Below are 15078 nucleotides of genomic sequence, written 5' to 3'. Positions count from 1 at the left end.
AAATAATTATAAGGTAAATTCTTCATTTTGTTAAAAAAGAGGGGAATTATTTAAAAAAGAGGCCCCTAAACGTTCGGGCCCCTTCTTGGTTTTACATATTCCTTCGATATTGACCGCCTACATCATAAAGCGCCCTCGTTATCTGCCCCAGACTGGCCACTCTCACGCAGTTCATGAGTTCGGCAAAGATATTTTCCCCATTCATGGCTGCCAATTTAAGTTTAGTTAGCGCCTCATCCGTGAACTCCTTATTTCTTTCCTGGAATGCCCGGAGATTCATGATTTGCCCTTCTTTTTCATCCTTTGTTGCACGGGCAATTTCCATGCTGTTCACCGCTTCTTCGGAAGGAGGATTTGGATTCAAATACGTATTGACACCAATGATCGGCAATTCTCCCGTATGCTTCTTCATTTCGTAATGCATCGATTCATCCTGGATTTTCCCGCGCTGATACTGCGTCTCCATTGCACCCAGGACACCGCCTCGATCGTTGATGCGATCGAACTCTTGCAGGACGGCCTCTTCAACCAGATCCGTCAATTCCTCTACGATGAAGGCACCTTGCATCGGGTTTTCATTTTTTGAGAGACCATGCTCCTTTGTAATGATCATTTGTATGGCCATTGCCCGGCGCACGGATTCTTCGGTAGGCGTCGTGATGGCTTCATCGTACGCATTAGTATGCAGGGAGTTACAGTTATCCTGCAGTGCCATTAAAGCCTGAAGCGTCGTCCTGATATCATTAAAATCAATTTCCTGCGCATGAAGGGAGCGCCCAGAAGTCTGTATATGGTATTTGAGCTTCTGGCTACGGTCATTCGCACCATATTTATCCCTCATGACTGTCGCCCAAATCCTTCTTGCCACCCTCCCGATAACTGTATATTCCGGGTCGAGCCCATTTGAGAAGAAGAACGACAAATTCGGGGCAAAGTCATCAATATTCATTCCGCGGCTTAAATAATATTCGATGTAAGTAAAGCCATTCGCTAATGTAAAAGCCAGCTGTGAAATGGGATTGGCACCCGCTTCTGCAATGTGATAACCGGAAATGGATACAGAGTAGTAGTTCCTGACTTTCCGATCGATGAAATATGCTTGAATGTCCCCCATTAGCCTTAAAGCAAATTCCGTAGAGAAGATGCATGTATTCTGGCCTTGGTCCTCTTTCAGAATATCCGCTTGAACAGTTCCGCGTACCGTTTGAAGGGTATAAGCCTGCACTTCTTCAGCTTCGGCTTCAGTAAGGGGACGGCCTAACTCTTCTTCTTTCCGTTGAATCTGCTGATCGACTGCAGTATTCATATACATGGCCAAAATGATTGGTGCCGGTCCATTGATGGTCATGGAAACAGATGTTGAGGGGTGGCAAAGGTCAAAGTCTGCATACAGCTTTTTCATGTCATCCAACGTACAGATGCTGACTCCGCTTTCCCCTACCTTTCCATAGATATCAGGCCGGTGATCAGGGTCCTCGCCATATAAAGTTACAGAATCGAAAGCCGTACTAAGCCGTTTAGCAGTATCATCCTTTGACAAATAATGAAAACGCCTGTTGGTTCGGTCGGGCGATCCTTCACCGGCAAATTGCCGCTTCGGGTCTTCCCCTTCACGCTTGAATGGAAAGACTCCCGCTGTGTAAGGAAAGAAGCCCGGAACGTTTTCACGGAATACCCATCCTAAGATCTCTCCATAATCCACGTATTTAGGCAGTGATACTCTCGGAATCATTAAACCTGATAAACTTTTGGTTTTTAGCTTTGTTACGATTTCTTTATCCCTGACTTTCGTTACAAACTGCTCTCCTGCATACTTTTCTTTTAAATCCATCCATCCAGAAAGGATTTTTTTAGATTCAGGTGATAAATTCAAAGCGGTTTCCTTTTTCAGTTTTTCTAAAGAAGACACCATCTCGTCATTGTTATCATTTTCCTTAATTGCATCAATTGCCCCTTCAAGCTGGAAAAGCCTCCGGGCAATACGTACCTGGTCAGCCGCACGCTTATGATACGATCTGACCGTATCACTGATTTCACGTAAATAATACCGACGGTCAGTGGGAATGATGACATTTTGCTTGTAAACATCCGCTTCTTTCGAAAAGGACGTACTCCAAACCGTCCCTGATTTTTCATTAAGCTTTTCAATCAGTGCAGCGAATAATGCATTGGTGCCCGGGTCATTGAATTGGGAAGCGATCGTACCGTATACTGGCATTTCCGATGGATCTTGATCAAAAAGTGTACGGCTCCTTTGGTATTGCTTTTGAACTTGGTTTTTTGCATCCTCGGAGCCTTTGCGTTCGTATTTGTTAATGACTATCAAGTCTGCATAATCAATCATATCGATTTTTTCAAGTTGAGAAGGTGCACCGAATTCACTCGTCATTACATACATGGATACATCGCATATTTCGGCAATTTCTGCATCTCCCTGACCAATTCCGCTCGTTTCGACGATGATTAAATCGAAGCCGGCTGCCTTCACGACTGAAATGGCATCTTTTATCGCCAAAGACAACTCACTTTTTGAATGGCGCGTGGCTAGGCTCCGCATATAAACACGCTCTGAAAAGATTGAGTTCATTCTGATCCTGTCACCCAGCAGGGCACCGCCCGTTTTCTGTTTGGTCGGGTCCACAGATAGGATGGCGACCCTCTCGTCTGGAATTTCGTTAATGAACCTTCGTATCAATTCATCCGTCAATGAACTTTTTCCAGCGCCGCCAGTCCCTGTAATCCCTAGAACGGGAACCTTCTTTTCGGAAGTCTTGATCTGCTCAAAAAGACTCTCCACCGCTGCCGCTGATTCCTGTAAAACATCGAGTCTATTTTCGGCAAAGGTAATAAATTGGGCAATGGCATTTGTTCCCCCAGCAATCAATTCATCAAAACGTTCTTGTAAAGATGGTTTGACTGTCGAGAAATCACATTCCTCCATCAATACGTTTATCATTCCTTGAAGCCCATATTCCCGTCCTTCATCAGGCGAAAAAATACGGGCGATCCCATAATCATGCAGTTCTTTAATTTCCCTTGGGATGATGACCCCGCCGCCCCCGGCAAAAATCCGAATGTGCTCGGCTCCCTTTTCCTTCAGCAGGTCATACATATATTTAAAATATTCCACATGTCCGCCTTGGTAAGATGACATGGCTATGCCTTGAACATCTTCCTGGATGGCCGCATTCACGATCTCTTCTACCGAACGATTATGACCTAGGTGAATAACTTCCGCCCCGCTGGACTGAAGGATTCTCCTCATTATATTGATGGATGCGTCATGCCCATCAAATAAACTCGAAGCTGTGACGAATCTAATATGGTTCTTCGGTTTATACACCTCAACTGTACTCATATAGCTCCTCCTTATTGAAACTTATTTATATCAGTGCTTTTTGAAACCCGATACATTTTGAATCAATAATTGCGTCTGCAGTTCAACATACTCTTGAAGCGTATACTGTTTATGCAAAGCCCATCTTCTAAAACTCCACATCTGTCCCTGAACGAAAATGTTATGTGAAACAAGGCTTATTTGTTTTTCCGTTAACGAGAGCTCCCCATTCTCGACACATTTCGTTATCACTTTTTCGAACATGCCAACCATCCGAATTTCTTTGTTCAGAACATATGGTAAAGCATCTTTCGTCAGGGCCTTCACTTCCTGATACATGACCAGCACTTCGTCCTGCATATCATCCATCACTTTATAAAAATAGGCGATCGTCAGCTTCAAACTTTCAAGTGTCCCATCACTCTGTTCTATTTCTTTCTGAAGCTTTTCCTGGACTTCATCATAGATAAAGTCACAAACGAGATATAATATATCTTCCTTGGTTCGGATATACTCGTATAATGTTCCAATACTAAAGCCTGCAGCTTTGGCAATTTCCCTGGTAGTCGTACGGTGAAATCCCTTTTCCTTAAAAAGGGTAACCGCTCCTTTAATCATTTGTGTACGCCTTTTTTCAACCAGCCGCTCATCCTTTACAGATGCAAGAACCTCTCTTTTTTCCATTTCCAAACTCCTTTTGAAAGCCCATTATTCAATTTTCAAAGACATTCTGAAGAAATTGAAAAGGGAATTCCGGTAAAGGCAGTGCCTCATCGGAAAACCTCAGTTTCAACCTTATTTAGTAACCATACGTGAGATGACCAGCTTTTGAATTTCCTGTGTACCCTCGTAAATCTGGGTTATTTTCGCATCGCGCATATACCGCTCCACTGGATATTCCTTTGTATATCCATAACCCCCGAAAACCTGCACGGCCTCCGTCGTCACTTTCATTGCTGTATCACCAGCAAAAAGTTTGGACATCGCCGACTCTTTTCCATAAGGAAGGCCCACTGATTCCAACCACGCTGCCTGATAGGTTAATAGCCTTGAAGCCTCAACACCCGTTGCCATATCCGCCAATTTAAAGCCGATTCCTTGCTGTGCAGAAATTGGCTTGCCGAATTGGACGCGCTCTTTTGCATAATCAACCGCGGCATCCAATGCACCTTGGGCTATGCCTACGGCCTGGGCTGCAATTCCATTACGGCCGCCATCAAGCGTCATCATCGCAATTTTAAAGCCTTCTCCTTCTTTTCCAAGGAGATTTTCTTTAGGCACTCGACACTCATCAAAGATGATTTCCGTGGTCGGTGATGAACGGATCCCAAGCTTCTTCTCTTTTTTACCAACACTGAAGCCTGGGAAGTCCTTTTCAATGATAAAAGCACTCGTTCCTTTTTGTTTCGATTCAGGGTCCGTCAATGCAAAGACGACATAAGTATCCGCGATCCCGCCGTTCGTAATGAAGATTTTTGAACCGCTGATGACATATTCATCACCTACAAGCTTTGCAGTCGTCCTCATACCGCCTGCGTCTGAGCCTGAGCTAGGTTCAGTCAGTCCGTATGCACCGATTTTTTCACCCTGTGCCATCGGGCGAAGGTATTTTTGTTTTTGGTCTTCAGACCCAAATTTATATATTGGCCATCCTGCGAGCGAAGTATGGGCTGATAAAGTCACCCCAGTGGATGCGCAAACGCGGGAAAGTTCCTCAATCGCTATGCAATATGCTAAGTAATCACTGCCGATTCCGCCGTATTCCTCAGGCCATGGAATCCCAGTCAATCCAAGCTCAGCCATTTTATCGAAGATTTCACGGTCAAATCGTTCTTCTTCATCCCTCTCGGCAGCGGTCGGAGCCACTTCATTCTGGGCAAAGTCGCGCACCATTTTCCTGATCATTTCATGTTCTTCCGTTAGTTTAAATTGCATGAATATGCCCTCCAAATTTTTCGTGATTATAGATTCTTACTGATGACCATTCTCTGTATTTCGCTGGTACCCTCATAGATTTCAGTTACCTTTGCATCCCTGAAATAGCGTTCGACCGGATATTCGGTTGTATATCCATAGCCTCCGAACACTTGGACTGCTTCTATCGCCACATCGACAGCCGTTCTCGAAGCGAATAGCTTAGCCATTGCCGCCTCTTTACCGCACTTCAATCCCTGCGAGCGTAAATAAGCCGCCCGATAGACCAGTAGCCTCGAAGCTTCTATGCCCGTTGCCATTTCGGCCAGTTTGAAACCAACTCCTTGTTGTTGTGCAATGGGTTTGCCGAATTGCACCCTGTCTTTTGCATATTTAACAGCATGTTCCATGGCACCCTCAGCAATTCCCAGCGCTTGAGCCGCAATCCCGATCCTTCCGGCATCCAGGTTGGCCATTGCGATCTTAAAGCCCTCACCTTCTTTGCCAAGGAGATTGGCTGTAGGGATTTTCATATCCTCGAACGTTACCTGCACGGTGCTCGAGCCATGAAGGCCCATTTTACGTTCATCTTTGCCGATGATTAAGCCTGGCGTTCCTTTTTCCACGACAAAAGCAGAGATTCCCTTGCTTCCCTTCTGAGGGTCGGTTGAAGCAAAAACAATAAACACATCCGCTTCCCCGCCATTGGTGATAAAAACCTTGGACCCATTTATTCGATATTCTCCGCCTTCCTTGACTGCCACTGCCTTCGATTTCAAACTCGCAGCATCGGAACCTGAGCTTTGCTCAGTCAAGCAAAAGGCGCCTAAATATTCACCAGCAGCTAACTTGGGCACATACTTTCGCTTCTGCTCTTCCGTTCCAAAATAAACGATTGGATTTGTTCCAACAGAAGTATGAACGGACAGTATGACACCTAGAGTGGGACTTACTTTGGAAATCTCATTGATGGCAATGATATAAGACATGAAGTCCATACCCGCGCCACCGTATTCTTCTGAAATCGGAATTCCCATCAAACCAAGCTCACCCATTTTTTGCAGAATCGCTTTTGGAAACACGCCTGTTTCCATTGCCTCGATATGAGGAGTGATCTCATTCTCCGCAAAAGCGCTTACCATTTTCCGCATCATTTCCTGTTCTTCTGTAAACTTGAAATCCATCCTTCATCCCTCCATAGCTGCACATCTTTCCATGATTAGTTATATTCGTAAAAGCCCCGTCCTGATTTCTTGCCTAGCCATCCAGCTTTTACATATTTCCTTAACAGCGGACACGGTCGGTATTTATCGTCTCCCAGCCCTTGGTGAAGGGTTTCCATTATATACAAGCATGTGTCCAGCCCAATGAAGTCAGCTAGAGTAAGCGGGCCCATCGGATGGTTCATTCCCATTTTCATTACGTCGTCGATCGCCTCTTTGGTAGCTACGCCCTCATATAGTGTATAGATGGCCTCATTGATCATCGGCATTAAAATCCGATTAGCTACAAAACCTGGAAAATCATTGACTTCCACCGGTACCTTGTTCAAGGATTCAGCCATCTTTTCAACTTCTTTATAAACTTCATCCGATGTAGCAAGGCCTCGAATGACCTCAACCAGCTTCATGACTGGAACGGGGTTCATAAAATGCATGCCAATTACCTTTTCCGGCCTTTTCGTGGCAGCGGCTATCTCGGTTATCGGAAGCGAAGAAGTATTGGATGCAAGAATGACGTGTTGCGGTGTGATTTCATCCAGCTCGGCGAATATTTTTGTTTTTATTTCCATGTTTTCCACCGCAGCTTCAATCACTAAATCTACCGCAGCCGCATTTTTCAAATTCGTCGATGAAGTCAACCGGGAAAGGATTGCATCTTTCTCCCCGGATTCCATTTTCCCTTTTTCAACCTGACGGGAAAGGTTCTTGGTAATTGTCCCTAACCCCTTTTCCACATATTCAACTTTTAAATCGTGTAAAAGAACTTCGTAACCGCTCATTGCACAGACCTGGGCAATGCCAGATCCCATCTGTCCTGCACCAATGACCATCACTTTTTGAATGCCCATGAAAATCCCCCCTCATTTATCTATGAAACTATTATCCTTGCTTAGGCACTTCAATTAAGATGGCATCTCCTTGACCGCCGCCACTGCAGATCGCTGCGATGCCCAATCCCCCTCCGCGGCGTTTCAGTTCATGCATCAGCGTAATGATGATGCGGGCACCACTCGCCCCGATTGGGTGACCTAATGCTACAGCCCCTCCGTTAACATTCACTTTTCCCGGCTCGATGTTGGCAATTTTCCCACTGGCCAGTGCAACCGCTGCAAATGCTTCGTTCACTTCAAACAAATCAATTTCCTCTATCGATTTATCTGTCTTCTTCAGGAGTTCATTTATGACCAAACCTGGCGTTTTAGGGAAGTCCTTTGCTTCCACTGCCACTTCAGCATGACCTAAAATATAGGCAAAAGGTATTTTCCCTTCTTTTTCCGCACGTTCCTCACTCATCAATACAAGTGCACCTGCCCCATCATTGACACCTGGTGCATTACCTGCCGTAATGGTTCCCTCATTATTGAAGGCTGGACCTAATTTAGCTAACTTCCCGGCAGTTGTATCTTTTCTTGGAGCTTCATCATGTTCAATGGTAATTGGTTCGCCTTTTCGTACCGGCACCTGTACGGAAATGATTTCTTCTGCGAGAATACCGCCATCGATTGCCTTTATCGCTTTTTGATGGCTCTCGTAAGCCCAGCTATCTTGTTCCTCACGGGTGATTTCAAGATCCTCGGCAGTACTGTTTCCGTAAGTCCCCATATGGACGCCCGTAAAGCTGCAGCTTAGTCCATCCGAAATCATCGTATCCCTCAGTTCCCCATCACCCATCCTTAGTCCCCACCTTGCTTTCGGAAGGATATAAGGCGCATTGCTCATCGATTCCATTCCGCCGGCAACAATGATTTCTTCTTCTCCTAAGCGAATGATCTGATCAGCCAATGTGACGCTGCGAAGTCCTGATGCGCATACTTTATTAATGGTTTCCGTTTTCACTTCCCAAGGCAATCCAGCATGTCGGGCTGCCTGACGGGACGGTATTTGGCCTTGGCCTGCTTGAAGCACATTCCCCATGATGACCTCGTCTACCAGGCTGCCTTCGATCCCTGCCCGAACAAGTGCCTCTTTGATTGCTATTCCACCAAGTTGTGATGCCGTCAAACTGCTAAGGCCACCGCCAAATTTACCAAAAGGTGTTCTCACACCGCTAATAATCACTGTTTTCGCCATCATTATTTCCCCCTATAAGTAACATTGATTGAACGCTCGCTCAATTTGGAGTAAAAAAAAATAGTGTTGTAAGCGCTTTATAATATATAATATTACACATTTTTCTCAAAAATGAAAATATTTAGTTTATAAAAATTTGAAAATATTGCCTGCTTCCATTTGATCCAACCCATTTAGAAGAAGCAGGCAATTCCATTTAAAATTAAGAGGCAATCGATTTATTTTCACCAATGACCGCTTTTTCCAGTAGTTCAGCTACATCATACGTTTTAACATTTTCCTCAACTTCTTTTGCTTTCGTCCCATCAGATAGCATGGTCAGGCAATAAGGACACCCTGAACTGATCACTGTTGGACTGACGGCCAGCGCTTGTTCGGTACGGGCCACATTAATGCGGTTTCCTGTTTCCTCTTCCATCCACATCAAACCGCCTCCAGCTCCACAGCACATTCCCTTCTCGCGATTACGCTCCATCTCAATAAGTTTCACACCATCGATGGATTGCAAGATTTCACGAGGCGGGCTGTAAACTTCATTGTACCTTCCCAAGTAACAGGAATCATGAAAAGTAATCGTCTCATTCACGGGATACTGAGGCACCAACCTGCCTTCACTGACAAGTGTGGCCAACAGTTCAGTATGATGGTACACTTCCGCTTCCAAGCCAAAATCCGGATACTCATTCTTAAAGATATTGTATGCATGCGGATCGATCGTCACGATTTTCTTAATTTCATTCTTCTGGAATTCTTCTATATTTTTCATTGCAAGCTCCTGAAAGACAAACTCATTACCCAATCGACGCGGAGTATCCCCTGAGTTTTTCTCCTTATTTCCGAGAATTGCAAATTTGACGCCCGCTTCATTCAATAGTTTAGCAAAGGAAAGGGCAATCTTCTGGCTACGGTTATCGTACGATCCCATTGAACCTACCCAGAATAAATACTCGAATTCTTCGTCTGCCTTTTTTAATTCCTTCACGGTAGGAATGCTGACATCTTCCCGAAGGCTTCGCCAATCTTCCCTCTCTTTACGGTTCAGTCCCCACGGGTTTCCTTGACGCTCAATATTCGTCATGGCACGTTGCGCATCAGGATCAAGTCTGCCCTCTGTCAACACTAGGTAACGGCGCATATCGATGATTTTGTCGACATGTTCATTCATTACCGGGCATTGATCTTCACAATTCCGGCATGTGGTACAAGCCCAAAGCTCTTCTTCCGTTATGACTTCGCCAATCAGGCTCGGACTGTAAGCCTCGGCTGCTGCAGCAGATTCCTGCGTCCCCTGTGCTGCACCAGCCAAAGCTATCTTATTTCCCTTCGTATTCCCAAAAACAAAAGATGGCACCCATGGCTGCTTCGTTGTAACGGCAGCGCCTGTATTTGTTAAATGGTCACGCATCTTGATTATGATATCCATCGGTGACAGCATTTTACCGGTGCCTGTAGCCGGGCACATATTCGTACAGCGCCCGCACTCCACACATGCATAGAGGTCCACCATTTGGTACTGCGTCAAATCTTCAATATATTTGGCACCGTAATATTGATTGCCTTCCTTGTCGAAAACCTCTTCTTCCAAATCAACCGGTTTCAATTTCCCTGGATTGTCCAGTCGGTTCAGGAATACATTTATCGGACCGGCAATCAAGTGAGCATGCTTAGATTGCGGGATATAAACAAGGAAAGATAATATGATCAGTAAATGCAGCCACCAAGCTACATAAAAAACGACTGTTGCCGCTGTTGACCCCATCCAGCCGAATAAGAAAGCGATGCTTGATGCGACTGGCTCTGACCAAGTTGCATCGTGACCATGCCAGATCATTCCCATTCCATTCCCCAATAATACGGTGATCATGATACCGGTGATGAAGATGACAACCAAACCGGCTTTGAAATCCCTTTTCAAGCGAACGAGCTTTTCGACATAACGGCGGTATGCCGCCCACAGGATTGCAACAAGAACGGTGAGCGTCACAATTTCCTGAAAGAAAGTAAAGGCTGGATAAACAGGGCCAAACGGTAAATGCCACCCCGGCCTTAAGCCTTTAACGAAAAAGTCAAGTGCACCAAATTGCACTAAAATGAAACCATAAAATAACATGGCATGAATGATCCCGCTCTTTTTATCTTTAAAGAGCTTCTTCTGTCCAAATACATAAACCCCTATTTTAACAAGACGATCTTTCACACGGTTATCGAATTCCACTTTTTTGCCAAGTTTTATATAAGCTATACGGGTCTTTATCAAGTAGACAAACAAACTGGCGGCGTAAGCGGTTACAAACAGGAATGCAACTAAGTTGATCCACAGTAAACCATTCATTTCCATGCAGACTTTCCCCCTCTTTAGTAAATTGCAAAATGCCAGGTACCTTTTTGGGAAATTTGGCATTTTTCTGAAATTTGATTAACTCCATTATATAATGAATGAGCATTCAGTCAACTTTTTTCTTTCTAAAACCATTTAATTTTTCTGCATCTTAAAATTATAATTCGACAGTTTCTCGTATTACCCTTCTTCATTCTAAAAAAAATGAGAACCCTCTCCCCACTTTTTAATGGTTACTAACAGGGAATTAGAGCCAAACTAAATATAATCATTTAGGGGGGATTTTTTTGAAGATAATCACTACGATTGCCTCTATATTTTTATTGATCTTCTCTTGGTGCTGGGTTGATCTCAAGATAGGGCATAAGCGTTATTTGAAGCACGCAACCAACATAAATTACCCGCCTCGGAACAGCGACATGACTGTATTCACATCAGGGAAACTCCTGTTTGATGATTACATGAAGGAAGTAGAGCAAGCTAAGGATTCCATCCATATTCTTTTTTATATTGTAAAAAATGATAAATTCAGCAAGGACTTTTTGAAGTTACTGCAATCAAAAGCGGAAGAGGGCGTGGAAGTGCGGCTTTTAGCCGATTGGGTAGGAAGTAAAAAGATGTCCCGCCAAATCATACAGGAGCTAACTAAAAGCGGTGTTCATTTTTCTTTCAGCTTTAAACCGAAACTCCCCTTCCTTTTCTATACAATACAAAAAAGAAATCACCGTAAGATCACGGTGCTAGATGGAAAAATCGGCTATCTTGGCGGCTTTAATATCGGTAAGGAGTATATAAACCAAGGGGAGAAGCTGAACCCGTGGAGAGATTACCATTTAAAAATGACCGGGGAAGGTGTAAAGGACCTTCAGGAAGTCTTCCTCTCGGATTGGTTCTATGATACAAACGAAGATTACAGAGGAACGCCTGCCTATTTCCCGACATTGACTCCCGGAACGCAGGCACAGCAGTTTGTCGTCACGAATGGCAGTGATCTTGAACAATCACTTACACACATAATTCGGCAAGCCACTAAAAAAATCATTATCGGGACTCCATATTTCATTCCCAGTGAAACTTTATTTCAAGAATTAAGGGAAGCACTTGCACGCAATGTTTCCGTTACGATCATCGTACCTGAAATTTCAGACCATGCCCTTGTCAAGGAAGCTTCTTTCCCCTATTTCCGGGTACTAATAAAAGAAGGCGCTGAAATCATGCAATTTCAAAGAGGGTTCTACCATTCTAAAGTGATTCTGATTGATGATATAATGTGTGATATCGGTACGGCTAATTTTGATAAACGCAGTTGTTTTTTAAATAGTGAAATCAATTGCATCGTATTTGACCGGACATTCATAGAAGATGTAGAAAAGGAGTTGGCGGTGGACCTAGCCGAATCCAAGCCGCTAAACGGGGACGCGATTTCCAACATGAATATAGTCCGTTCAGCAAAAGAATCGCTGGCTACCATCCTTTCTCCTTTTCTTTGACATCCCGTTCCTCAAGGAGAAAAATATAATGAAAATAAGATTTGGATTCGTATCCAATGCCACCTGTTTATGGGAAGCTTCTCCGGCTAAGACACTTACTTACAAGCGATATAGTTCACTTGGCGCCGAAAAAGGAATGGAAAAACTCCTGGATGTGACAAGGCAGAACATTGAAAATACCTTAAGGGTCCTTCAATATAACACGGCTCACCAAATAGAAATATACCGGATGTCCAGTTCCATTGTTCCTTTAGCCACACATCCCGAAATAGAATGGGATTTCGTTACACCTTTAAAAAAAGAGTGGAAACAGCTTGGTGATTGGGCCACTACACAGAAGATGAGGATCAGCTTTCATCCCAATCAGTTTACGCTGTTTACCAGCCCAAAGCCCGAGATTACACAAAATGCCATAAAAGATATGGAGTTCCATTATAAAATGCTTGATGCAATGGGCATTGCGGACACCTCTTTCATCAATATCCATGTCGGCGGGGCCTATGGTGATAAAGAGTCTGCCCTTGTAAGGGTCCATGACAACCTTAAATCGCTGCCTATGCACGTCAAGGAAAGAATGACTTTTGAGAATGATGATAAAACCTATACAGCATCTGAAACCCTGAGCGTATGTAAGGGGGAAGGCATTCCACTTGTATTCGATTATCACCATCATCTCGCAAATCTTTCAGATGAGCCGCTTAACGAACTGCTCACCGAGGTATTCGCCACTTGGAGACAAGCAGGAGCGGTACCAAAGATTCATATTTCATCCCCAAAATCGGCAGGTGAATTTCGCTCGCATGCAGATTATATCGATTTGGACTTCATCATGCCCCTTTTTAAAGTGCTTAAGGATCTTGGACAGGACGTCGATTTCATGATTGAGGCCAAGATGAAGGATCGGGCAATGTTGCAGCTGATTGAAGATATAGCTAAGGTTCGTGGTGTAAAAAGGGTGAGCGGTGGTGCCGTCGAGTGCTAATTAACCTAAAAAAAAAGCGGCTTGTTTCGTTAGAAACAGCCGCTTTTTCCATTACATTTTTTCCGGTGCCGAAACCCCGATGATGGCTAATGCATTCTTTAAGGTAATTTGGACGGATTTGACCAGTCCTAAACGCGCCTTACTTCTTTCCATCTCTTCAACATCCAAAACCTTATCAGCATTGTAGAAACTGTGGAATGTAGAAGCCAGGTCGAATATATAATTCGTCATGCGGTGAGGCATCCGTTTTTCGGCTGCTTCAGCAATTGCCTGAGGGAATTCTCCTAATTTCTTCAAAAGCTCCACTTCTTTTTCAGTAGCTAGGGCAGAGAAATCAGTGACGCCCTCATAGCTGATCCCTTGTTCCACACCTTGGCGTAAAATGCTGGAAATTCGGGCATGGGCATACTGTGCATAATAAACCGGGTTTTCATTGGACTGTGAAACCGCAAGATCCAAATCGAAATCCATATGAGTATCGGCACTTCTCATCGCAAAGAAATAACGGGTTGCATCGAGACCCACTTCGTCAATAAGGTCACGCATCGTAACTGCTTTACCGGTACGCTTACTCATCTTCATTTTCTCGCCATCCTTGTACAGGTGAACAAGCTGGATGATTTCCACTTCAAGCTGCTCGCGTTTGTATCCCAATGCTTCGATCGCCGCTTTCATACGCGGTATATAGCCGTGGTGGTCTGCACCCCAGATATTGATCAGCGTTTCAAAGCCGCGCTCCAATTTATTACGGTGATAGGCAATATCCGGTGTCAGATATGTGTAAGACCCATCCTGCTTAATTAGCACCCGGTCTTTATCATCGCCTAGTTCAGTAGAGCGGAACCATGTAGCCCCATCTTCCTCGTAGACATGGCCCCTGTCCCTCAACACTTTGAGTGCCTCATCAATTTTACCGTCTTGATATAGAGATGTTTCGGAGTACCATACATCGAATCCGACACGGAAATTAGCCAAGTCCGTTTTCAGTTTTTCCATTTCATATTTCAAGCCGTACTCACGGAAAAATTCAAAACGTTCCTTTTCATCTGCATTTACATATTTATCCCCAAATTCACTGGCAAGCGTTTTACCGATGCCAATGATATCTTCGCCATGATAGCCGCCCTCCGGCATATCCTTTTCGAGGCCAAGTGCCTGGAAATAGCGGGCTTCTATGGAAATGGCCAAATTATTAATTTGGTTTCCTGCGTCGTTGATATAGTATTCACGTGAAACATCATAACCTGCTTTAGAGAGGACATTACATAATGTATCACCTACTGCTGCACCACGGGCATGACCAAGGTGAAGATCACCGGTCGGGTTCGCGGAAACGAACTCCACTTGGATTTTTTCGCTTTTACCAAAGTCACTTTCCCCATATGCTTCATCCACTTTCAAAATGACAGGAACCAATTCTGTCAAATAGGAATTATTCATGTAGAAGTTGATGAAACCAGGTCCTGCAATCTCGATTTTTTCGATGGATGCTTTTGAGTTGTCAAAGTTTTCGATGATTGCCTCTGCTATCATCTTTGGCGCTTTCTTTGCAATCTTCGTTAATTGCATGGCCATATTCGTGGAATAATCTCCGTGTGTCTTATCTCTTGGCAGTTCCAATACAACATTTGGAATCTGCTCTTCCGTTGCCAACCCAGCTTTAATGACTGCCGCTTTAATCTCTTCTTTCAGTTTTTCCTGTACCTCTTTTACTATATTCATGC

Annotated in this window: 10 protein-coding genes; 2 read left to right on the top strand and 8 right to left on the bottom strand. The window is 44.2% G+C overall.

Annotated elements, in window-relative coordinates:
* Positions 1-91: 91 nt before the first annotated feature.
* The 7 genes from icmF to ACFRAK_RS00620 form a co-directional block, all read right to left on the bottom strand.
* Positions 92-3358: a fused isobutyryl-CoA mutase/GTPase IcmF gene (gene icmF, locus ACFRAK_RS00650; RefSeq protein WP_394571158.1), complete on the bottom strand. Its 3267-nt coding sequence runs from the start codon at positions 3356-3358 to the stop codon at positions 92-94.
* Positions 3359-3388: 30 nt separating this feature from the next.
* On the bottom strand, positions 3389-4021 hold the full coding sequence (locus ACFRAK_RS00645; protein ID WP_387601399.1) for a TetR/AcrR family transcriptional regulator: 633 nt from the start codon (positions 4019-4021) through the stop codon (positions 3389-3391).
* A gap of 111 nt (positions 4022-4132) precedes the next feature.
* A complete protein-coding gene (locus tag ACFRAK_RS00640; protein ID WP_387601401.1) occupies positions 4133-5272 on the bottom strand; it encodes an acyl-CoA dehydrogenase in 1140 nt (379 codons plus the stop codon).
* Positions 5273-5298: 26 nt separating this feature from the next.
* Positions 5299-6435: an acyl-CoA dehydrogenase gene (locus tag ACFRAK_RS00635; RefSeq protein WP_260285882.1), complete on the bottom strand. Its 1137-nt coding sequence runs from the start codon at positions 6433-6435 to the stop codon at positions 5299-5301.
* Positions 6436-6470: 35 nt separating this feature from the next.
* On the bottom strand, positions 6471-7322 hold the full coding sequence (locus ACFRAK_RS00630; RefSeq protein WP_260285881.1) for a 3-hydroxybutyryl-CoA dehydrogenase: 852 nt from the start codon (positions 7320-7322) through the stop codon (positions 6471-6473).
* Positions 7323-7353: 31 nt separating this feature from the next.
* Positions 7354-8544, bottom strand: a complete 1191-nt coding sequence (locus tag ACFRAK_RS00625) for an acetyl-CoA C-acetyltransferase (protein ID WP_387601404.1) — start codon at positions 8542-8544, stop codon at positions 7354-7356.
* A 202-nt stretch (positions 8545-8746) separates the two neighbouring features.
* Complete coding sequence (locus ACFRAK_RS00620; RefSeq protein WP_387601588.1) at positions 8747-10876, bottom strand: (Fe-S)-binding protein; 2130 nt, start codon at positions 10874-10876, stop codon at positions 8747-8749.
* Positions 10877-11169: 293 nt separating this feature from the next.
* On the opposite strand from ACFRAK_RS00620, the gene cls reads away from it, so the two are divergent.
* Together cls and uvsE are read left to right on the top strand one after the other, a co-directional pair.
* On the top strand, positions 11170-12372 hold the full coding sequence (gene cls / locus ACFRAK_RS00615) for a cardiolipin synthase (protein WP_394571157.1): 1203 nt from the start codon (positions 11170-11172) through the stop codon (positions 12370-12372).
* A 28-nt stretch (positions 12373-12400) separates the two neighbouring features.
* Positions 12401-13354, top strand: a complete 954-nt coding sequence (uvsE, locus tag ACFRAK_RS00610; RefSeq protein ID WP_387601408.1) for a UV DNA damage repair endonuclease UvsE — start codon at positions 12401-12403, stop codon at positions 13352-13354.
* Positions 13355-13405: 51 nt separating this feature from the next.
* On the opposite strand, the gene argS is transcribed toward uvsE, so the two are convergent.
* Positions 13406-15076, bottom strand: a complete 1671-nt coding sequence (gene argS, locus ACFRAK_RS00605) for an arginine--tRNA ligase (protein ID WP_387704417.1) — start codon at positions 15074-15076, stop codon at positions 13406-13408.
* Between the last annotated feature and the right edge of the window lie 2 nt (positions 15077-15078).

The sequence above is a fragment of the Peribacillus sp. NPDC056705 genome (genome assembly GCF_043656335.1).
The sequence above is the reverse complement of the archived record's forward strand: the minus strand, read 5'-3'. Positions and strand labels throughout refer to the sequence as shown.

Excerpts from the sequence above, each read along its gene's own strand:
- uvsE (WP_387601408.1), top strand. The coding sequence starts at position 12,401 with ATGAAAATAAGATTTGGATTCGTATCCAATGCCACCTGTTTATGGGAA.
- ACFRAK_RS00635 (WP_260285882.1), bottom strand. The coding sequence starts at position 6,435 with ATGGATTTCAAGTTTACAGAAGAACAGGAAATGATGCGGAAAATGGTA.
- ACFRAK_RS00640 (WP_387601401.1), bottom strand. The coding sequence starts at position 5,272 with ATGCAATTTAAACTAACGGAAGAACATGAAATGATCAGGAAAATGGTG.
- icmF (WP_394571158.1), bottom strand. The coding sequence starts at position 3,358 with ATGAGTACAGTTGAGGTGTATAAACCGAAGAACCATATTAGATTCGTC.
- ACFRAK_RS00620 (WP_387601588.1), bottom strand. The coding sequence starts at position 10,876 with ATGAATGGTTTACTGTGGATCAACTTAGTTGCATTCCTGTTTGTAACC.
- argS (WP_387704417.1), bottom strand. The coding sequence starts at position 15,076 with ATGAATATAGTAAAAGAGGTACAGGAAAAACTGAAAGAAGAGATTAAA.
- ACFRAK_RS00645 (WP_387601399.1), bottom strand. The coding sequence starts at position 4,021 with ATGGAAAAAAGAGAGGTTCTTGCATCTGTAAAGGATGAGCGGCTGGTT.
- ACFRAK_RS00625 (WP_387601404.1), bottom strand. The coding sequence starts at position 8,544 with ATGGCGAAAACAGTGATTATTAGCGGTGTGAGAACACCTTTTGGTAAA.
- ACFRAK_RS00630 (WP_260285881.1), bottom strand. The coding sequence starts at position 7,322 with ATGGGCATTCAAAAAGTGATGGTCATTGGTGCAGGACAGATGGGATCT.